The organism is Streptomyces sp. a15 (genome assembly GCF_059026085.1).
Genome location: NZ_JBWLKM010000026.1, coordinates 59,493 through 79,353, shown reverse-complemented (window position 1 = coordinate 79,353; position 19,861 = coordinate 59,493). Strand labels below are relative to the sequence as shown.

Annotated in this window: 14 protein-coding genes and 1 pseudogene; 3 read left to right on the top strand and 12 right to left on the bottom strand. The window is 66.9% G+C overall.

Annotated features, from left to right (window positions below):
- Positions 1–8: 8 nt before the first annotated feature.
- Together AC5P09_RS25695 and AC5P09_RS25690 are read right to left on the bottom strand one after the other, a co-directional pair.
- Positions 9–1,010, bottom strand: coding sequence for a rhamnogalacturonan acetylesterase (locus tag AC5P09_RS25695; RefSeq protein ID WP_493876129.1), 1,002 nt, complete (start codon positions 1,008–1,010; stop codon positions 9–11).
- 69 nt (positions 1,011–1,079) lie between these two features.
- A complete protein-coding gene (locus AC5P09_RS25690; RefSeq protein WP_493876128.1) occupies positions 1,080–2,138 on the bottom strand; it encodes a glycosyl hydrolase 53 family protein in 1,059 nt (352 codons plus the stop codon).
- Positions 2,139–2,852: 714 nt separating this feature from the next.
- On the opposite strand from AC5P09_RS25690, the pseudogene AC5P09_RS25685 reads away from it, so the two are divergent.
- Positions 2,853–3,987: pseudogene (locus AC5P09_RS25685) on the top strand (rhamnogalacturonan lyase family protein).
- Positions 3,988–4,163: 176 nt separating this feature from the next.
- On the opposite strand, the gene AC5P09_RS25680 reads toward AC5P09_RS25685, so the two are convergent.
- From AC5P09_RS25680 to AC5P09_RS25645, 8 genes are all read right to left on the bottom strand, one after another.
- Positions 4,164–5,402 (bottom strand): glycoside hydrolase family 5 protein, encoded by a 1,239-nt coding sequence (locus AC5P09_RS25680; protein ID WP_493876127.1) that lies wholly within the window; start codon positions 5,400–5,402, stop codon positions 4,164–4,166.
- A 209-nt stretch (positions 5,403–5,611) separates the two neighbouring features.
- Positions 5,612–6,496: an alpha/beta hydrolase family protein gene (locus tag AC5P09_RS25675; protein ID WP_493876126.1), complete on the bottom strand. Its 885-nt coding sequence runs from the start codon at positions 6,494–6,496 to the stop codon at positions 5,612–5,614.
- Between the two features lie 525 nt (positions 6,497–7,021).
- Complete coding sequence (locus AC5P09_RS25670) at positions 7,022–8,026, bottom strand: PaaX family transcriptional regulator (RefSeq protein WP_493876125.1); 1,005 nt, start codon at positions 8,024–8,026, stop codon at positions 7,022–7,024.
- 1,082 nt (positions 8,027–9,108) lie between these two features.
- A complete protein-coding gene (locus AC5P09_RS25665; protein ID WP_493876124.1) occupies positions 9,109–10,071 on the bottom strand; it encodes a DUF6807 domain-containing protein in 963 nt (320 codons plus the stop codon).
- Complete coding sequence (locus AC5P09_RS25660; protein WP_493876123.1) at positions 10,068–11,183, bottom strand: Gfo/Idh/MocA family protein; 1,116 nt, start codon at positions 11,181–11,183, stop codon at positions 10,068–10,070. The genes AC5P09_RS25665 and AC5P09_RS25660 overlap by 4 nt, the downstream gene beginning before the upstream one ends.
- Before the next feature lie 87 nt (positions 11,184–11,270).
- Positions 11,271–12,575, bottom strand: a complete 1,305-nt coding sequence (locus AC5P09_RS25655; protein ID WP_493876122.1) for an ABC transporter substrate-binding protein — start codon at positions 12,573–12,575, stop codon at positions 11,271–11,273.
- A gap of 102 nt (positions 12,576–12,677) precedes the next feature.
- Entirely contained in the window at positions 12,678–13,574 is an 897-nt protein-coding gene (locus AC5P09_RS25650; protein ID WP_359314581.1) for a carbohydrate ABC transporter permease, read from the bottom strand.
- Complete coding sequence (locus tag AC5P09_RS25645) at positions 13,567–14,478, bottom strand: carbohydrate ABC transporter permease (RefSeq protein ID WP_435844942.1); 912 nt, start codon at positions 14,476–14,478, stop codon at positions 13,567–13,569. Before AC5P09_RS25645 ends, AC5P09_RS25650 begins: the two co-directional genes overlap by 8 nt.
- Before the next feature lie 239 nt (positions 14,479–14,717).
- On the opposite strand from AC5P09_RS25645, the gene AC5P09_RS25640 reads away from it, so the two are divergent.
- Positions 14,718–15,707 (top strand): LacI family DNA-binding transcriptional regulator, encoded by a 990-nt coding sequence (locus AC5P09_RS25640; protein ID WP_493876121.1) that lies wholly within the window; start codon positions 14,718–14,720, stop codon positions 15,705–15,707.
- Between the two features lie 136 nt (positions 15,708–15,843).
- On the opposite strand, the gene AC5P09_RS25635 is transcribed toward AC5P09_RS25640, so the two are convergent.
- Positions 15,844–16,554 (bottom strand): cupin domain-containing protein, encoded by a 711-nt coding sequence (locus tag AC5P09_RS25635; protein WP_493876120.1) that lies wholly within the window; start codon positions 16,552–16,554, stop codon positions 15,844–15,846.
- Positions 16,555–16,685: 131 nt separating this feature from the next.
- On the opposite strand from AC5P09_RS25635, the gene AC5P09_RS25630 reads away from it, so the two are divergent.
- Entirely contained in the window at positions 16,686–17,330 is a 645-nt protein-coding gene (locus AC5P09_RS25630; RefSeq protein WP_493876119.1) for an SGNH/GDSL hydrolase family protein, read from the top strand.
- 160 nt (positions 17,331–17,490) lie between these two features.
- Here AC5P09_RS25630 and AC5P09_RS25625 read toward each other — a convergent pair whose 3' ends face one another.
- Positions 17,491–19,743, bottom strand: a complete 2,253-nt coding sequence (locus tag AC5P09_RS25625; RefSeq protein WP_493876118.1) for a right-handed parallel beta-helix repeat-containing protein — start codon at positions 19,741–19,743, stop codon at positions 17,491–17,493.
- Positions 19,744–19,861: the final 118 nt, after the last annotated feature.

Sequence of the window (19,861 nt, the reverse complement as noted above, 5' to 3'; positions counted from 1 at the left end):
GCGTTCGGTCAGCGCAGGTACGCGGCCAGGGGCAGGCGCTGCTCGCGGATGCTCTGGAGCACCAGCCCGCCCATCTGGCTCGCGCCGTACTGCGAGAAGTGGGTGTTGTCCGTGACACCGTCGACGGATGAGCGCAGGAAGAGCTGTGCGGAGGCGGACGGGCCGAGGGACTCGACCAGCGTCTTGCTCTTGGTGGTCAGATCGATCACTGGCACGTTCTGCGCCGTGCCGACCGAGCGCATCTCGGCGGGCAGGTTCACTCCGAGGCCGTTGACGTGCAGTGCTGTGGGCGTGAGCCGGCTGCCGTTGAACTGGCGGCGGACCGGCGGGGTCACCAGAACGGGAACGCCGCCCTTCGCACGGACCTGCGTGATCATGGAGGTGAGGTTGCTCCGGAAGGCTGACGCGCTGGTCTGCTTGTCGTTGTGGCCGAACTGGATGAAGACCGCGTCGTTTGCCTTGACCTTCGGCAGCAGGGCCGGGAAGAGCGCCGAGTTCCTCAGGAAGCTGCCCGAACTCTCCCCCGAGTCGGCGTAGTTGGCGACGGACGCTCCGGGACCCACCGCAGGCGTGATCATCTGGCCCCATCCCGTGTACGGGGCCACGGGCTGGTCGCACACGGTCGAGTCGCCGGCCAGGTAGGCGACCAGCGGCTGGGCCGCCGGTTTCACCGAGACGGCCGACACCTGCGGGTTGGTCCCCGAGAACCGGATGTCCAGACCGGGGTTTCCGGTGCCGCCCTGGCCGGTGGGCTGCCCCTCCGGCTGCCGCACGTTGACCGTGAACGAGTACGTGGCGGCGGCACCGGCACCGCCGATGGAGACCGTCACGTCGTAGTTGCCGGGTGAGACCGCGTAGTGACACTTGATCGGCGCGCTGCCGGAACAACCGGCCGGCAGCGCCCGCGTGGCGGCATCGGCATGCGCCGCACCGGTGCCGACCAGCGTCGCGAGGGTCAGCAGACCCACTGCTCCCAGCCTGACGCCGTGCCCTTCGAGACTCGATGTCATGCTCATTACAATCACCAATCCCAGTCCTTGACCGGAGAGTTGCCCGGGTTGAGGTCCATGGCCCGCCGCTCAGGCCTGGGTGAAGCCGTTCATGATTGCGGTGGGCCGCTTGCTGGAGGAGTCCCAGGCGCCCATGTTGTAGCCGGTGAACGGGGACATGCACTCCGGCTCCCAGTAGAAGATGCCCTGCCCGCCATTGGCCTTGAGGGCCTTGATGTAGGCGACCAGCGCGGCCTGGGTGGAGGAGGCACGGTCCACCCGACCACCGAACTCGCTCTGCAGGAACGGTTTGCCGTAGGCGTCGGAGATCTTCTTCATGTTCGCCACGATCCCGGGGGCGAGCTCGGCGCTGCCGTAGGACGAGAACACCGACATGTCCCACTTGCCGCCGCTCGCCGCGTAGCGGCTGAAGAACGTCGTCATCACGTCGTACTTCTGCGGCTGGGCCAGGTGGATACACACGGTCGAGTTCGGTGACACCGCCTTGACCTGGTCGTATGCGGCGTTGAGCAGCCCTGTCATCTGCGCCACGTTGGAGACGCTGCCGACCGGGCGGCAGATCCCGCTGTTGATCTCGTTGCCGATCTGCACCCAGGTGGGCAGCACGTCGTTGTTCCTCATGACCGTCATGGTCTGGTTCACGTACGTGCCCATCGCGGTGAGCATCTGGCTGTAGCTCATGTTCTTCCAGGCGGCGGGCGGGTTCTGCACACCCACGGAGTTCCAGGTGTCGCCGAACATGTAGTCCAGCATGATCGACATCCCGGCGGCCTTGACCCGCTTGGCGAAGGCGGCCACCTCGTTGATGCCGCAGTGCCCGTTGGCCGGGTCGTTGGACGGGTTGACGAAGGTGCGCAGGCGTACGGCGGTGATGCCGTAACCCTTGAGGATCGTCAGCAAATCCTGGGTCTGCCCGCCGGCGTTCTTCCAGGAGTAGCCGCGCGCCTCCATCTGAGGTGCCCAGCTGATGTCGACGCCCTTGACGAAGCTCGCCGCGGCCTCGGCAGGCGTCTCGAGTTCGGCGAACGCGACAGCGGTGGCGAGCGCCCCGGCGGTGGCGGTGGTGGCCTTGAGCAGGGTTCGCCGGCTGATGTGTCCGGCAACTGGTGTGGGGGGTTGCGGGGACATGTTCGGTCCTTTCCTTCCGTCGTTCGCAGGGGAGACGTCGCGGTCGGCGGAGAGCGGGTCAGTGAGGAAGAGACTTCCAGGAGCGAGGCGGGTGATTGGGGCAACTGGCTCTCACGCCCGAGGAGTTGGTGTAGCCGCGTGCGATCCAGCCGATGAGCCTCCCTCGGTGTGGCAGCAACTAAGGCAGGAGTGCTTACGAGTGGCACGTGTCGAAGGGCGCGGCCGTGGCATGCCAGGGACGCTCCTCCAAGTCTGAACTGTGAGCGATCACAGAGGTCTTGCGACGTATGTGCGTAATCGCATCACAACGAACTTGAGGTACATCACGCAGCTTCTCGATCGGGCACGAAGCTGTCAACCATTGCTCACCAATCCATGGAAGAAGCAGTGCGATCCTGTGGGTGGGGGTACGCCGCGCCTCGGCCGTGAGCTGTCTGAAACAGCGGGAGTCGGCGCAGTTCAAGTGCCTTTTAGAAGGAATGCAGCGACGGGGCGAGGCTGCGCACGGAACATCTCGTTGACTCGCATCCGAACATGCGTGAACAGAAGAGCCCAACAGAATGCTTGACGGGCCATCAGTGAACATCTATCTTCCCAGCGAATGGGAACGTTCCCACATCTGTGGTTGGACCGCCTTCTCCGCGATCTTCATACCCCCACACCGGAGGTCGTAGTGACCGTCCCGCACCGGCGTCCGCGCACCGCATTGCGCCCATGGCGATTCCAACGCAGGTCAAACAATTGGCTGTTCGGCGGCCTGACGGCCGCCACCGCACTGACCCTCTCCGCACTCACCGGAATACCGCAGACCGCGCACGCCGCGACCGCGCGGCAGGTGGAACGCCTCGACCGGGGCCGGACGCGATGCACGTGGGCGACCTCGACCTGCCCCGGCCGGGTCTGGAGGAGTTCAAGGTCGACGAGGACAGCTCCAAGCCGTCCTCCTGGATGGCGGACGCGAGGACCGGCCAAGTCCTCTGGTCCACCCCGGCCGGCGGTGACAACGGCCGGGGCGTGTCCGGTGACATCTGGTCCGGCAGCGCGGGCGCAGGGTCGTGGTCGTCGCTCGTGAGTGGCGTCCGCAACCCCAAGGGCGCGGTGGTCGCCAGTCGTAAGCCCGGCCCAGCAACTTCCTGGCGTGGTGGGACGGCGACACTACGCGCGAACTCCTCGACGGCACCGACATCGACAAGTACGGCACCTCCGGGCGACACCCGCCTGCTCACCGGCGCCGGGGTCCACTCCAACAACGGCACCGTCGACGCGGTCCTTGTCCGGCGACATCCTCGGCGACTGGCGCGAGGAAGTCATCTGGCCGACGTCCGACAACACGGCCCTGCGGATCTACTCCACGCCGTACCAGACCAATACGCGGATCACGACCATCCTCCGCGACACCCAGTACCGCACGGCTCTGGCCTGGCAGAACACTGCCTACAACCAGCCCCCCGCACCCCAGCTCCTTCATCGGCAGCAAGATGCCTACGCCACCCCGCCCCACCGTCGCGCTGCCGAACAGTCAATGAGCTGGACAGCGGTGTGCGGTTCCGGTCGGGCTGGGCGAGCCGGATCAGATGGTCCCGTTCCTCCTCGGCCAGACGCAGGGCGTGGGCCACGGCGGCCATCACCTCGGTCGACATGGTTTCGCCGTAGCCCTGTTCCAGGCGTGCGTAGTACGCGTATGACACTCCCGCCGGCTCCTCGCGCCGCAGGCCGGGTACCCACCGCCGCTCGTATGAGGGCAGGCCATGTCCTCCGGATTGAGCCGGGCTCTGAGAGACCGCAGAACCTCCTGAGCGCGGCACGCCGGCCAGCCCGGCAGACACCTCGTCGTCGGTCGTACATGTGAAGACATCGCTGTCCTCCGTTTGTCAGACGTGCTCCCAGATGCGGAGCAGCGTAGCTTCTCCGGCTGGTCGGCGCGCAGTTGGCGAGATTGCACACCGTGTGGCATCACCACTCGGCCCAACTGCGCGCCCACGAGGTGTGTAGAGGGATGTACCCGTCGCCGAGACTCGGGTCCTGCTACGTGCCGGACGGAAGGCCGGAGCCGGCGACACTGCCGCTGACGCCGGTCATGATGGCGTTGATGATGCCCTGCTGGGTGACCGTGAGGGAGCGCCGGTTGAACAGCCCGAACCCGTACCGATCGGTTGCACCGTTGTCCCAGTAGATGGAGGCCGCGCCGTACTTCTTGGCGGTGGCCGCGACGGCCCGTGCGAAGTCCGCGCGATACCTATTGTTCGACGAATCGAAGGATGACTTGTCGATGGCGCCGTATTCGCCCACCACCACCGGATACCCCTTCGTGACGAACACGTCGCGCATCATCTTGAACTGCGCGTCCAGATAGTCCTCCTGTCCCCAGGTCGACGTCCTCGACGGGTTGGTCGCTGCCCGGCCCCACTGCGTGATGGTGCCGCTTTCCTCTCCGGCGAAGTCCCACGGGCTGTAGTGATGAACGGAGATCATGATCCGCCGCTCACTTGCGGGAATGGAGGAGGAGCGGTACTGGTCGGACGGAAGGGCGAAGCCGTAATTCCCCGCGGTGTAATCGATGTTCGTGTTCCAGCCGGCCACGAGCAGCCACCTCGAACTGTTGTTGCCGCCCGTCTTCCGCACGGTGTCCACGAAGATCTGGTTGTAGCTGTTGATGTTCGAGTAGCACGGTTGGGTCGGGCGGCCGTACTGCCCGTCGAACACTTCGTTCATGGACTCGAGGATCAGACGCTGGTCGTAGTTCTTGAACCTGTTCGCGATCTGCTGCCAAGCTTTCTCGTACTTGGCCTTGATCGTCGCCTGGGAGGGTGAATCGCAGATCAGCCAGGAGCCGTTGACGCTCTTGTACCCGTCGCCGTGCATGTTGATCAGCACATGCAGGCCTCTGTTGTAGGCGTAGTTGACGACTTCTTGGACTCTGTTCAGCCAGGCTGCGTTGATCGTGTAAGTCGGGCCGGGCCCTATGGCTCCCAGGTAGGAGACCGGAATCCGGATCGTCTTGAACCCCGCCGCCCTCACTTTGTCGATGAGGGCCTGCGTCACCGTCGGCTGGCCCCACGCTGTTTCGCTGGGGTATCCGTTGGTGGTGGCTTCGAGTTGGTTCCCCAGATTCCATCCCGCGCCCATGTCGGCCACGATCTGAGAAGCGCTTGACTGTGCCACGGTATCGGCCGATGCCTGATGCGCCGCGCCGTACACAGATGCGGCAACTGTCAACAGGACGGCAAGGAAAGTGACTCTGATCTTCCCTGCTAGTGAAACCATGTGCTTTCCTCTCTCGTGCCGTTGAGGGTGTCGGACCCCCAAGTGGATCTATCTGTACGAGTGGGAGCGGCCGGAGCTGTCTTCTGTCCGGGCGGTGGTGTTCACGCCGGCCTGGACACGAACACAGTCGATTGCCCACGCACGCTGTACGGCCGGGATGCGCGGCGATCACGGCAGACGCGCGCACACGGCCCTTGCGTGGTTGTTCCTCAGCTCAGGGCGGATTCCCAGCTGGTCGTGCTGGATGCGGCGTCGGCGCGAAGGCGGTCGCGGGCCCCGGTGTCGCCGTAGAGACTCCACCGCATCCAGTCCACGGAGGTGTTGACGGTGCGGGAGTCGCCGAAGTAGTTGCTGTGCCCGGCGCCGCGGAAGGTCAGGAACGCCTTGCCGGCGGGCAGTTCCCGGTACGCCTGGCGGGCGGAGGAGATCGGGCACGTTCCGTCCCGGTCGCCGTGCGTGAACAGGACCTTGGCGCGGACCGACGGGCTCGGGTTGCCCATGTCCACACAGGACATGGGGATCGCGGCGGTGATCCGTGCGTCCGGCCAGGCCGTGAGCAGGCCGTGGGTGGTCATGCCGCCCATCGAGTGGCCGGAGACACCGACTCCGACCGCTGTGTTGATGTGGCCGGCCAGCGGGTCGCTCGCCGTGTTGAGGGCGAGGGTCCGGGTGATGACCTCGGAGACGTCCTTGGACTGGTTGCCGTTGTAGACATCTTGGCCACTGAGGTTGGCGAAGTGGGGGGCGGGGACGATGAAGCCGGCCTCGGCCAGGGGGCGGATGATCGCCAGGGAATTCTGAGGGCTGCTGCTCAAGCCGTGCATGAACTCGCAGACCGGGAAGACGCCTTGGGCGACGGGGGCGTTGGTGACCGGGGAGCCACCGGGGGCGCCGGTGGCGGGGTAGTAGACGTAGGTGGTCCACCGGCGGCTGCCGCGGCTCCAGGCGTACTGGCGCACGCCGAGCGCGAACCGCTGGGTCGGAGCTCCCGCCCGCGCGGTGGCACCTGCCTGGCCCGTGCCGAGCAGGAACATGCCTACGCCCGCGGCTCCGACCGCGCTCAGGGTCAGGAAGCTACGCCGTTGCATGGTCATGAAGACTCCTGGTGGGGGGTGTGCGGAGCGCTGCTCGGTCAGGCGCCGGGAAGAGACGTCGGTGATGCCGCGGCGGTGAGGCTGACCCAGGTGGTGGGGGGAGTGGTCGTGGGGGTGGTCAGGTCGGCGAATCGCGCACGGCGGAGGACGTTCCGGTCCTGCCCGTGGTGGTCATCGGCGTGGTGTGGCCTTGCCGGCAGAGACGCGGCGAGCCGCTGAACACCGGCCGAACCGTGACTCATTGTGGGAGCGGCCCTCCGCGCCCACCTGCCCGCCTGTCTGATGGGGAGGTGTTGATTCTGCGGAAGCGGCGCAAGGGTGCCTCTCCTTCCACTCGTCGTGTGCCGCAACTCTGGGAGCGTTCCCACATGTCCTGCAACAGGTACATTCCCGATCGGGCGCCGATCTGTCAATCATTGGCGCCCAACTCTGTTGTCTTCGACGCGGATTCGACAGATCGCAGGCGCTGGAGGCACCGTGTGACGCCTTCGAAGCCCGCCCGATCACACTCTCGGCGGCCCGCCGTCAGCCGTGGCCGACACCCGCACTCATGCCGGCGATCGTATGGGCCCTGATGTCGGGGTGCGGCCCCTGCGCGAATCTGGTCACCACGGAGCGGACATGGTCCTGGGCCGGCTGGAGCAGTCCGTCGTACACCGCGACGCAGACTTCCCGCGCCCGCGACCGGGGCCAGCCGGGCGGCAGCAGCCCGATGGGGAGCAGCGGGTCCAGAATGGGGAAGTGCCGGTAGGCGTGCATGACCTCGGTCCGTGCGCGCACCGCGTCGGCACCGGTGACACGGTCGGTGCTGATGTGCGGAAGCAGTCCGCACCAACGGTCGATGAAAGCCCGGTAGTGCTCGGCGATGCCGGGCAGGTCCCACGCCTCGACCGGGTTGCGGTCGGCCTCCGTGTCCAGTTCCTCCTGCCGCGCGCGGAACACGGTCACCGCTCCCCGCGCCAGGTCGGCCACCTCGATCCGCCCCTTGGGGGTCAGGGGGTGCGGCGACACCCAGAGCGCGTCGTACAGCGGCGCGAATCCGCGCCACCGCAGCGCGGTGCGCAGCGCGCGCCGCCGCGTGCTCTCCTGCTCCGGGACGGAGAAGGCGATCAGTGTCCACCGACCGTCCCATGAGTCGGGTTGGGTGGTGAAGGTGGCGATCGAACTGGCGCCGCTCCACAGATCGACGGCGGCCTGCGATGTCAGCCGGTAGGAGCTGTACCGCCCTTGCCGGCTGCTCTCCAGCACCCCTCGGCGCATCAGCCTGCTGATCGTCGTACGGGCGGCACCCGCGGTCACGTTGAACTCTCCGAGCAGTGCCACGATCGCCGCCGACGGCAACCACGCCCGGACGGGGAACGTGTAGTCGGCGATCAATGTCACCGTGAGTCCCTGCGGCGATACGTCGCTTTGCCAGCCGGGCGACCGCACGGGGCCGGCGGCACCGTCACCCTCGTCGGAGAAGATCTCCTCGAGGTGGGACAGGTTCGGCAAGGTCGGCTCCGGCGCGGTGGACAGGGTCGGAATCACTGTAACGGTTGTGGAATCGCCGGGTGCAGCTCCGCCGCGATTGCTCCACCAGGCGAGGTCTCCGCGCGCAGGCGAAGGCGCCCCGGCAGCGCCCAGGTGTGTAACACCGGTGTACTTGGAGGGTGACGGCAGCGAACAGTCGTCCTTGGCACCGTGCTTGCGGGGCCGCGGCGCGTTGGGCGATGTGGGCGTTCGTCATCGTCAATGTGGTGGTCGTCGAGGTGCTGTTCCTCAGCGCCGGGTCGGGCAAGAACGAGGTGCTGGCCGTCGCCCTTCGTGACGACTCGCCACTACGGCGAAGTGGAGGCGGCCTGGACAGAATCGGCCCGGTGCAACGTCAACGAGGTTCTGGAACTACTTGGGGCCACGCGCGTACACGAGGATGCACTCCACGACGGCTGCAGCACCAAAGGTGAGCGACGGCGGCAGTCCGCGACCAGTTCGGCAGGAATGGCTGCGAGCGTCCCGTTAGCTGGATCAAGGCTTGGGCCAGGTGGTCCAGGATGTACAGGCGGCGCAGGCCGCGAGAGGCGACGGCCAGCTCCGGGTCGAGTTCGTGCAGGAACCGGCGCAGCTTGTTGCCGATTGCGGTGCGCTGGGTCACCGGGCCCCGTTGGTCGACCAACAGCTTGATATGCCGACTCGGGCCGTCCAGGCATGCCTTGGGCAGGTTGGGCTCGCGCGGAGCGACCTGGGCCACCGCCTCGGCATCGCTCGGGACGGACTTCCCGCGTTCCCGGGCTGAGCGTCGTGCGCCGGCCATCAGCCGGGTGTGAACCCGCACTACTGCGTGCCCACAGTCGAGGAAGTCTGCCTCGCACCGACGGGTCATGTGGCGGCAGTCCTCGACGGGCCGGGGCCTGTGGCATCAGCGGGCGAAAGGTGACGCAGGCGGGGGACGTCCTGCGTTCGAGCGGACAATCAGGGCCACCATCGGCCTCGTACGTGTCTGGTAGTGCCTCGCTGACGTTCGCAGGCACTTGCGGCTACGGCGATCGCAGCAGCCGGGGTAGCGAAGAAGGCGTGCACTCCCTGGTGAGCGGGGAGTGCACGCCGGGGGGTTACAGCGAGCAGGGAACGGATCACTCCGTCCCGAAGCGCCCTGCAGAGGATTCTGCGGCATGTGCGGACGGCGTACCCGACGGTGTGAGCACCCGGCGTACCGCGTCGGCGAGTGCGGGAGCCGCGTTCGCGTCGGCATCGGCGATCCCGACGCCGTAGCGGAACCGCACGGTCGCGCCGTCCGCGACGGTCAGCTCCTCGCTGAAGAACGGTGCCGGGTTGAGGCAGGCGAACTCCTCGGTCCGGGCGAACCACTGCGGCGGGTGACTCGGGTTGGCCGCGTCGTCGACCATGAGCACGAGCGACTGCGCGTCCGTCTCGTCGTGGCGGCCCGCGAAGCCCATCCACTCCATGCGCCGCCCGCGGACCTCGTCGCCGCCCAGGCCTTCCTCGGTCACGAACTGCCCGCCGGTGAACGACCGAGGGCCCCGCCAGAACAGGCCGCCGTAGCCGGCGTTCTCCCGTCCCTTGGTGGTCGGGGACCCCAGGGCGACGTCCGTTCCGGAGACGTTCGTCATCCGCGTCTCGAACGTCAACGCCCAGGCGTCCGGGGAGAGCAGGCTCGCTCGCAGTGTCCTGCGTTCGGTGAAGAAGAGCGCGCCGGACTGCGTGGTCCAGTCCAGGTCGTGGGCGAACGTCGCCGTCCCGTCGGCCCTGTCCAGGTCGACGACCCGGCGGTGCGCCTGGGTTCCGTTGTTCTGCAGCTGGACGTAGAAGCGTCCATGGATGTACGTGGGACCGCCCCAGAAGTTCTCCTCGCCGACGTGGGGCAGGGACCACGCGATGCCCTTGTGCCACACGTGGTCGTGGGGACGGAACAGGCTGACCACCTTGCCGGCCCGGGTGCGCAGGGGGTGGATGTAGGGCTTGGGCGATTCCAGTTGGACGGTGTCCGGCTGGTACACGTAGCGGAACAACTCGGTGCCGCCGTCGCGGACCGTGACCGAGGTACCCAGGTCGTGGCGGATCTCAAGAGCGTTCATACGAGGGCCCCCTTGACCGGTTCCCACGGCACGGCGCCGCCGTCCATGCTGAGCGCGAACGGGTCGTCGTCGGTCAGTTCGCCCGCGGCGACGGGGACACCGCGGAAGGCGGAGGCGTACGTCGCCGCCGCGAACTCCAGCGTGCGACGCGCGTCCAACAGGCAGACGCCGGGTTCCTCACCGGCCTCCCAGGCATCGAACACGGCCTCGATCTGGAGCCTGTGTCCGCTCGTGATGTCCGGCTCGTCACCGTCGGTCCAGAGGTCCGAGAGATCCTCGTGACCGGGGGCCGGCGTGAACCGCCAGTGCTCCTCGCGGTAGCCGTAGAGGTGTTCGAGTTCGACCGTGGCGTGTTCGAAGTCGAAGCGCAGGCGCGAGGTCTCCCGGGGGGACAGCAGGGAGTTGACCACCGTGGCGAGGGCCCCGTTGTCGAACCGGACGGCGGCGATCGAGACGTCCTCGGTGTCCGTGGGCCGGGTCTGGCGCTCGGCGAGTGCGGTGATCTGGGACCAGGGGCCGAGGACCGACAGCATGAGGTCGAACTGGTGGATGCCGTGTCCCATCGTGGGGCCGCCGCCCTCGACGTCCCAGCGCCCCCGCCACGGCACCTCGAAGTACGCGTCGGGCCGGTACCAGAGGGTCTCGCAGGTGGCGACCAGTGGCCGGCCCAGTGCGCCGGAGCCGGCCAGCCGGCGCAGCCGTACCGCCGCCGCGCCGTAGCGGTGCTGGAAGACGGTCAGGACCTTGGAGCCGGTCTGCTCCTGCACCGTGGCCAGTTGGTCCATCTCGCGCAGGCTCAGTGCCGTCGGCTTCTCCACCAAGGCGGTGACGCCGGCCCGCATCACCGTGGTTGCCAGCGGTACGTGGGTCTGCGGGGGCGTACAGATGTGTACGAGATCGAGGTCTTCGCTCTCCAGCAGAGCCTGCGGGTCGTTGAAGACGTGCGGCACGGAGAATCGGTCGGCGAACTCGGCGGCACGGGTGGGGTCGAGGTCGGCGGCGGCGACCAGCCGGGCGCGTTCGGAGAGTTCGGTGAGGGCTTCGGCATGAGCGTGGGCGATACCGCCGGTGCCGATGATGGCCACGCGGTACGGCGGCCGGGGGCTGGGCATGGGTGTTTTCTCTCTCTTGGTTCCTGACCCACTTCTCGTGGGGGCTCCCGGGGGCCGTGGGCAGCGGCGACGGCCCCCGGAAGGAGGTCACTTGGCCGCGTCGATCTCGCCCTGGAGCTCCTTGATGAAGGCCTTCGCGGCGGCTTCGGGCGAGGTCTTCTTGAAGTAGACCTCCTGGCTGTAGCGCTGCAGCTCCGGCTCGATGCCGCTTCCGCCGTTGGGGGTCACGACCGGCGACTCACCCGGGGTCACGGCGTTCATGTAGTCGGCCGCCGCCTTGTCGGTCCCGGCCAGAGTCGGCTGGAGGTGCTTCAGCATCTCCTTGTTGGCGGGGATTCCGCGCTCCGTCTTGAGGATGTCGGCGGCCTTCTGGTCGTTGAGCACGAAGTTGACGAACGCGGCCGCCTCGGCCGGGTGCGCGCTCTGGCTCGAGACCGCCCAGTACATCGAGGGCTTGAAGAAGTTCGCCTTGGTGTTGCCGACGCGGGGCATCTGCAGCAGTTGCACCTGGGCGCCCGTGGCCTGCTGGATGGCGGTGATCTGGGTGTTGTACACCCCCATCATGGCCGCCTTGCCGGTGGCGAAGCTGCCGGCGGTGACACCCGCGGTCAGGTCCTCGACCATCGTCGACGTATTGACGCTGGCCCCGGAGGAGAGCAGGTCCAGACCGTACTTCCACATCCCGGCGAGCGTCTCGGGCTTCAACGAGACGTTGCCGTCCTTGTCGAAGAGGTTTTCACCGTGCTGACGAGCCCAGTACTTGACATCGCCGGCGGAGAAGCCGGGCGCGCCGGCCGCACCATGTATCTTGCCGCCACTCTTGTCCGTCAGCTCCTTCCCGATCTTGGCGTAGTCGTCCCACGTCCACGTCTTGTCGTCGGGAACCTTCACGCCGTACTTCTTGAACAGGTCGGTGTTCACAAGGATGGACAGGACGCCGACGCCGACGGGAAGCGCGTACTGCGTTCCGTTGACCTGTCCGGTGGCCAGGGCCTGGTCGTCGAACTGCGAGGTGCTGAGGAGCTTCTTGGCCTTGCCGAGGTCGTACAGCGCTCCGCGGTCGGCGTACGAGGCGAGATACAGCTCGTCCATCTGGACGACGTCGGGAGAGTCCTTGGCCGCGGTCGTCGTGGCGAGCGCGTCCCAGTAGCCGTTCCAGTCCTTGTACTGGCCCTTGACCTTGATGTTGGGGTACTTCTTCTCGAACGCCTTGATGACCTCGTCGGTGAGCTGGGCGCGGGCGTCCGCACCCCACCAGGTGGCACGGATGGTGACCGGCTTGTCGCTGAGCTCGGGAGCGGACCCGCTGCTGCCGCCGCTGCAAGCGGTCAGTACGAGCGAGAGTGAGGCGACCGCCCCGATCGCGACGCGTCTGAAGGGGCTGGGGTTCATGTGGTTCTCCTGTGGCTGATAAGTGGGTCGGATCGGTGCCTGCGGTACTCCCGAACGGCCATGACTCGGTCGCCTCCGCGTGTCCGGCAGTAGCCCCCGCGGTTATTTGCCGCCGGTGGTCGCGATGCCTCGCAGCAGGAAGCGCTGCCCTGCGAGGAAGACGAGGAAGACGGGAACGAGCGACACGACGCTCATGGCGAACACCGAGCCCCAGTCCGTCGCGCTCTGCTGGTCCACGAAGGTGCGCAGCGCGAGGGGAGTGGTGTACATGTCCGGGTCGGTCAGGTAAATGAGCTGGGTGTAGAAGTCGTTCCAGGTCCAGATGAAGGTGAAGATCGCGGTGGTCGCCAGGGCCGGGACCATCAGCGGGAGGATGAGGGAGAAGAAGATCCGCGCGTGCCCGGCTCCGTCGATCCGTGCGGCCTCGTCGATCTCGCGCGGGATGCCCCGGATGAACTGCACCATCAGGAAGATGAAGAAGGCGTCGGTCGCCAGGAACTTCGGCACGATCAGGGGCAGGAACGTGTTGACCCAGCCGAGCTCCGAGAACAGGACGTACTGCGGCACGATGATCACGTGGATCGGCAGCATGATGGTGACGAGCATGACGGCGAACCAGACGCGCTTCGCCCGGAATTCCAGCCTCGCGAACGCGTATGCGGCCAGGGAACAGGCGAGGAGGTTCCCGAGGATCGCGCCGGTCACGACGATTGCTGAGTTGATCATGTAGTGGCTGAACGGTTGGGAGAAGGCGTTCCAGCCGTTGCTGTAGTTCTCGAAGTGCGGGTGCGTCAGGGCGAGTCCCGCGCTGCGGAAGATCTGGTTGTTGGGCCGCAGCGAGCTGACCACCATCCACAGGACGGGGTAGAGCATCGTCAGGGCGCAGAGAGCCAGCAGGCAGTGCTTGAGAGGGGCGCGCACCGCACGCCTGATCCGGCGTATCGCGTGAGGGCGGGGGGCGGGCAGCGCGGGGGGTACGGCTGCGGTGCGGTCAGTCATCGTAGAACACCCAGTACTTTGAGGCCCAGAAGTTGACGGCGGTGAAGGCCGCGACGATGAGGAGCAGGACCCACGCGAGCGCGGACGCGTACCCCATGTCGAAGTGGCCGAACCCGCGCTGGTACAGGTACAGCGAGAAGAAGAGGGTGGAGTCGGCGGGCCCTCCGGTACCGCCGGAGACCACGAAGGCCTGGGTGAAGGTCTGGAAGGCGTGGATGATCTGCAGCACCAGGTTGAAGAAGATGATGGGTGTCAGCAGCGGAATGGTGATGCTGCGGAACTGGCGCCAGCGCTTCGCGCCGTCGACGGAGGCCGCCTCGTAGAGGGAGGTCGGAATCTGCCGCAGCCCGGCGAGGAAGATCACCATGGGGGAGCCGAAGGTCCAGACGTTCAGGACGACGAGGGTCGACAGCGCCGTTCCCGGCTCCGAGATCCAGCCCTGCCCCTGGACACCGACGAGGGCCAGGGCCTCGTTGACAAGGCCGTTGGTCCCGAACATCGCGCGCCACAGCACGGCGATCGCCACGCTGCCGCCGATCAGGGACGGCAGATAGAAGACGGAGCGGTAGAAGGCGAGACCCCGTACTCCCTTGTCCAGCACCAGGGCGAGCCCGAGGGCCATCGCCAGCTGCAGCGGGACGGAGACGAGGACGTAGCTGAACGTCACTTCGAGCGACTTGTGCAGACGCTCGTCATCGAGCATGCGCGTCCAGTTTTCGACTCCGTTGAACTGCGGCGGCTGCAACAGGTTGTATTTGGTGAAGCTGAGGTAGAGCGAGGCCAGCATCGGGCCGAGAGTGATCCCGAAGAGCCCGACGAACCATGGCAGTAGGAAGAAGAACGCCGCCTTGTTCTGCTGTCGCACGCCCTTTTGGGACCCGCGCAGCCGGCGTAGTTCGTTGATGGAGCTCACGGCACTGCTCCCTTGAGCGGCGGCATCGGCACACAGTGGTGCGGGCCCGTCCCGGGCCACGCGTCACCCGAAAAGTGATCGTTCACTTTGTGGGTTGCGAGGACCATAGTGAACGATCACTTTTTGCGTCAAGAGTGTGTAGTCTCTGACTTCACCGAACGTTGGCGGAAGGGTGGGGGAAGCGGATGGATGGCGCTGACACGGCGCGACGACGGCCTACGATCACGGATGTGGCGCGGCTCGCCGGTGTGTCACCCCAGACGGTGTCGCGGTATCTGCGGTTCAACGGTGGGCTGAAGCCCGCGACCCTGGAACGCGTAGAGAAGGCCATACGGGAACTGGACTACCGTCCCAACCTGGTGGCGCGGTCGATGCGCACGCGAAAGACCGGCCGACTGGCGATCCTCATGCCCGCCATGGCCTTCAACCCCTCACGCATGCTGGCGGGTGCCAGCGCGACGGCGCAGGCCGCAGGGTATTTCGTGGATGTCGTGAGCGCCGGGGGCGGCGTACGCTCGAGGAGCGAACGCCTGCTGGAGCTCGCCGATTCGGGACAGTACGAGGGCATCCTCTCCCTCGCCCCCGTGCTGCCCGCCGTGGAGAGCAAACTGCACCAGAGGACGGCCGTGGTGATCTCGGCCGACTTCGACGACGAGATGCGCGGCATCGGGCAACTGGCCGACGCCACGCCCCTGGTGCGGATGATCGAGCACTTGGCGGCGCTCGGTCACTCCCGGTTCCTCCATGTGGCGGGCGACGCGCAGTTCGCCTCCGCGAGGGCGCGCAAGCAGAGCTATCTGGACACCGTCGAACGCCTCGAGGTCGAGTCCGTCGGGGTCTTCGACGGAGACTGGTCGGGAGAGTCCGGCATCGAGGCGATACGGTCGCTCCCGAGCCATGCGCGGCCGACCGCGGTGATCGCGGCCAACGACCTCGTCGCAGCCGGCGTCGTCCGGGGCGCCCGGGAGCGCGGCTGGGACGTGCCCGGCGACCTCAGCGTGACCGGTTGGGACAACGCCGGGGTCGGACAGTTCATGACCCCGTCACTGACCACCGTCGACGTGGAGCTCGAACAACTGGGCAGTACGGCCATGGCCAAGCTGATCGCGGGTCTGAGGGGCAGCCCGCCCGAGACGACTGAGGGCTCCCTGTTTCGGATCGTCTGGCGGGAGTCGACGGCCGAGCCGCCGTCGGCAGGGCGTCTCAGCCGCATGCGGTGACCAGCGCCGCTGCCGGAGTGGGCGCGGAGCAGGCGGACCGTGTCCGTCCCCTGCGCCTGCACCGCCCATCCGGCCCGGCCGTGGGTGCGGGCCGAACCGGCCGCGCACGCCGCGCGTCCTCAGGTGCGCATCGCCCTCAGTTCGCGTAGACGTCAAGCCGGCCACACATCCCGAACTTCCCGTGGGCAGCGGGCTGTTCAGACCGCACGGCGGCATCTGCGAGGTGGGGGGACTCCCCCCGCTCCAGCCAGTCGAGTTGCGCCCCGGTGGCCGCGGCGGAGGCCTCGGCACCTTGTCGCCACCGCTCGCGCCACTCGGCGATGCGGGGCCGTACGAGCGCGGCGGCGGCACGGTGGAACGCGGCCAGGGCCTGTGGCCCCTCGGCCTCCCGAAGTGCCCGGTAGCCCTCCAGAGCGAGGTCCCGCCGGGCCCGAGCGGCGCGCTCCTGCTCCTCCTCGGGCGCGTCGGCCGGGATGACGGTGGCGCGGGCGTACGTCTCCGGATCGGTCAGGTACCGCGGGGGCAGCGTGAGGACTGCGTCCCCCGCCTCCGGCAGCCCGCTGTTCTGCATCAGAACGGTGATCCGCAGATCACCCTCGTTGACCAGCCGGTGGATGGTGCCCGGCGTGAACCAGGCGACCGTGCCGGCCTGGAGCGGAGTGACCTCGTACCCGGAAGCGGTCAGCGTCTGCACGGCCCCGCGTCCGCCGGTGACGACGTAAGCCTCTGAACACGCCAGGTGCATGTGAGGCGTGCCGCCGCACGCCCCGTCGGCGGCAGGCCAGTCGTACACCGACAGATGCGAGATGGCGACGCCCCCGGGCAATCCGGTGTTGATTGTGTCCATGTGTGTGTCCACACTCCAATTCCCTACACAGTAAGCGCTTTCTATCTCTCTTAATTTACGCGCCGGTCGCCCAACTCGTCAATGTTCTGTCTAAAATCAGACCCGAATAGCGAAGCCGCAAGGAGGACGATGTGAACAATGGGTTGGTAGGCAAGAGCGTCTATGCCTTCGGTGACAGCATTGTGTACGGACATGTGTACCCGCACAGTTTCGTGGACGTAGTTGCAGAGCGCGAGGGCATGTCCCTCACCAAGTTCGCCCGGAACGGCGCGACCGTAGGCGCCGACCCGCATGCTTCCGGAGGACAAATACTCACGCAGGTCGAGCAAGCGACCGACATCGCGCCGGCCTTCGTCATCTTCGACGGAGGCACCAATGACGCGCAGTCCATTTTCCGGGACCGCGCGTACACGCTCAGCACCTACGCGGAAGAGTTGGAGAAGACGCTGCACGTCATGGGGCGGAAATGGCCGACCGCCCGCATCGTGTACGTCGCCGCCCACAAGCTCGGTTCGCGGGACTGGGACACTCAGGTGGCGCTGCGCGAGGCGACCCTGCAAGCCTGCCGCAAGTGGGACGTCGCCGTTGCCGACGTCTTCGGAGAGACCGCGTTCGACACGCGCGATGACACCCAGCGTGCGAAGTACACATTCGACGACCTGGTCAACGGTTTCCCTGGCACAGAGGGATCGGGAACACATCCCAATGAGGCGGGTATCGCCACTTTCTATGTGCCGGTGGTGAGCGCCACGCTGCAGCAGATTTCATCACGTTGATCAGTCGGCAATCGAATCTGCCTGGCCGCTATTGGCCAGGCAGATTCGATTCCTCATTTTCATGACGTCATCCTGAGCTGAGCATCATGGCGGACGAGGAAGCGCTTACCGTGTCGGCAAACTTACCGAAATGCTCACGCCACCAGACTGGCCCTGGCTTTCACTGGCCGAATCCGGTGCCGCGCGAGATCCGGACGTCGTCCATGTGCACCGCCCCGCGCTCACCCCCGTTCGAGTACCACGCGACCTTCGCGATCCCCGGCATCGAGGTGCGGAACGCCGCGTCGTTCAGCACGCGATGGCCGTCGATGTCCAGGTCGAAGCGCTGGTTCACGGTGTCCACGGTGAGCGTGACCCGGTACCACTTGCCATTGGTGTACGTACCGATCACGGAGTCCGTGGTTCCCTGATACGCGTGGATCTCGCCGCGGGCGAACGCGACGCTGACGGCTTGGACGCCGCTGGCGTTGTACACATAGGGCAGCCCGAACCAGCCGGCCTGCGTGTCGTTGCGCATCACCTGCGTGTCGATGGTCACCACGCCCTGCAGCGGGGTGCTGAAGAGCCGGGCGAGGTTGGTCCCGTCGGTGCCGCCGCCTTCGATGGTGCGGGTCAGCCGGACGCTCTTGTCGGTGGCGGACGGCGTCTCCACCACGGAGACGTCGTTGTTGGTCGAGATGACTCGCCACCCGTTGGTCCCGTTGGCGAGCGCGCCCGTGGCCAGGCCGTCGAAGGTGTCCGTGAACGCGATGTTGGGCGCGCCGCGTTCGAAGGCACCGATCTCCGGACCGTTCCCGATCGGCACAGGAGACCCGGCGTTGTCGAGGCCCCCGTTGCCGGTGACCGTGGCTCCGGCGTCGACGAACACCGAACCCGACTGGAGCGCGAAGTTCGCCGCCGTGCCGAGCCTCGGACCGTTCTCGTCGCCGTACGGCCCCGTGACGGAGGCATTCACGAACTGCGGAGCGCCGACCACGGCGTTCGCGTCGGACGTGGGCACGGTCGTCAGGTTGTCCGAGTAGCCGTTGTTGTTGTAGGTGATGGTCGACTTTTGTACGAACGTGGGCGCGGACTGCCCGGAGACGAACAGGTTGTTGGTCAGCGTCGCCCTGCCGGAGACGCCGCCGGTCACCATGTTCGTCGAACTGGTGTTGGCGAAGGTGTTGTTGTAGATGTTCGCCACCGTGCCGCCCGTCTGCGACAAGTGGAGGTTCCACCGCGTGCTGCCGGTGATGACGTTGTAGCGGACCACCACGCTGCCGAACTGGACGTTGGAGTTGCACGCGCAGAGCAGGATGCCGTCGCCGTTGTCGTGGAGGTAGTTGTACTGGAACAGCTGGTTGGTGGTGCCGATGTCGGGGTCCAGGGCATTCTGGTCGGCACCGCCCGACGAGAGGTGGGTACCCATGATCTCGTTGTGCTGGACGGTGACGCTGTCGGCCATGTTGGTCTCGACGCCGGAGACGCCGACCCGGTCGATCACGTTGCCTTCGACCAGTGCGCCCTTGACGCCGGTGAGGTAGATGCCGTTGCAGCCGAAGGGCGTGTTCGCCTGCGTGATGTAGTTGCCGCGGAACGTGACGTTGGTGTACGGGGTGAATCTCGAGTCGGTGGCAGTGGCTCGCTTGCCCCAGCCGGTGAAGACGGCACCGGGCGCGTCACCGGCGTACTGCTTCGTGACAATCCCGCTGAACGAGGTGTTCTTGATGGTGGAGTTCTCCACGGTGATGCCGTCGAGAACCGTGGGGGCACCGGGCGCGGTGATGTCCTGGACGCCGGTGAGGAAGGCGATGCCGCCGGTGTCCTTCGAGCGGTCCCAGCCCTGCTGGAAGGTGATGCCCGGCTTGTTGTCGGCGGTGCTGCCGCCGACCCACTTGACCTCGCCGGTGACGTCGTGCACGTCCACCGAGTCGATCACGAAGTGGTGCAGGGTCTGGCCGTTGTCACCGTGCACGCCGATGCCGCGGAAGTCGCCGAGTTTCGAACCGTCGGTCGTCCCCGTGGGTACCGCGTTCGACACGTCGAGGTTGCGGATCTCCCAGTACTGCTGGTTGTTCAGCCGCACCGCGTCGCCGACTGTGCCCTGGCCGGCGATCTTCGGCTTGGCGCCCGTTCCGTAGCTGTCGATGGCGATCGGGGAGCCGTCGGCGCCGGACCCCTTCGGCCACAGCTGCCCGGTCCAGCTGTCCCCGGACTCGAAGCGAATGGTGTCGCCGGGCTGGAACGTCTTCGCGTTCACCTTGCTCAGCGAGCGCCAGGGCGTGCTGCTGCTGGTTCCGGTGTTGCTGTCGTTGCCGCTCGCGCTCACGTAGTACGTCGTGCCCGCGGCGAAGGCCCGTTGCGCGGGGATGAGCACGATCGACGCGAGCACGACGGCCAGCGCACACAGTGCGGCGGCTGTCGCTCGTGACACAAGTCTTCGGTTTGCTGTCATTGTCCTCTTCTTGTCGTCTGTGGTGGTGAGGTACCGGCTCCTGTCGTGACGCCTCCAGCCGAGACGTCGCGTAACGACTCGGGGCGCTGGCGGCTCG

Bases quoted from the DNA above. Each gene is read 5' to 3' on its own strand.
- AC5P09_RS25675 (WP_493876126.1), bottom strand. From the start codon at position 6,496: ATGACCATGCAACGGCGTAGCTTCCTGACCCTGAGCGCGGTCGGAGCC.
- AC5P09_RS25650 (WP_359314581.1), bottom strand. From the start codon at position 13,574: ATGACTGACCGCACCGCAGCCGTACCCCCCGCGCTGCCCGCCCCCCGC.
- AC5P09_RS25680 (WP_493876127.1), bottom strand. From the start codon at position 5,402: ATGGTTTCACTAGCAGGGAAGATCAGAGTCACTTTCCTTGCCGTCCTG.
- AC5P09_RS25635 (WP_493876120.1), bottom strand. From the start codon at position 16,554: ATGGACACAATCAACACCGGATTGCCCGGGGGCGTCGCCATCTCGCAT.
- AC5P09_RS25655 (WP_493876122.1), bottom strand. From the start codon at position 12,575: ATGAACCCCAGCCCCTTCAGACGCGTCGCGATCGGGGCGGTCGCCTCA.
- AC5P09_RS25690 (WP_493876128.1), bottom strand. From the start codon at position 2,138: ATGTCCCCGCAACCCCCCACACCAGTTGCCGGACACATCAGCCGGCGA.
- AC5P09_RS25695 (WP_493876129.1), bottom strand. From the start codon at position 1,010: ATGACATCGAGTCTCGAAGGGCACGGCGTCAGGCTGGGAGCAGTGGGT.
- AC5P09_RS25665 (WP_493876124.1), bottom strand. From the start codon at position 10,071: ATGAACGCTCTTGAGATCCGCCACGACCTGGGTACCTCGGTCACGGTC.
- AC5P09_RS25660 (WP_493876123.1), bottom strand. From the start codon at position 11,183: ATGCCCAGCCCCCGGCCGCCGTACCGCGTGGCCATCATCGGCACCGGC.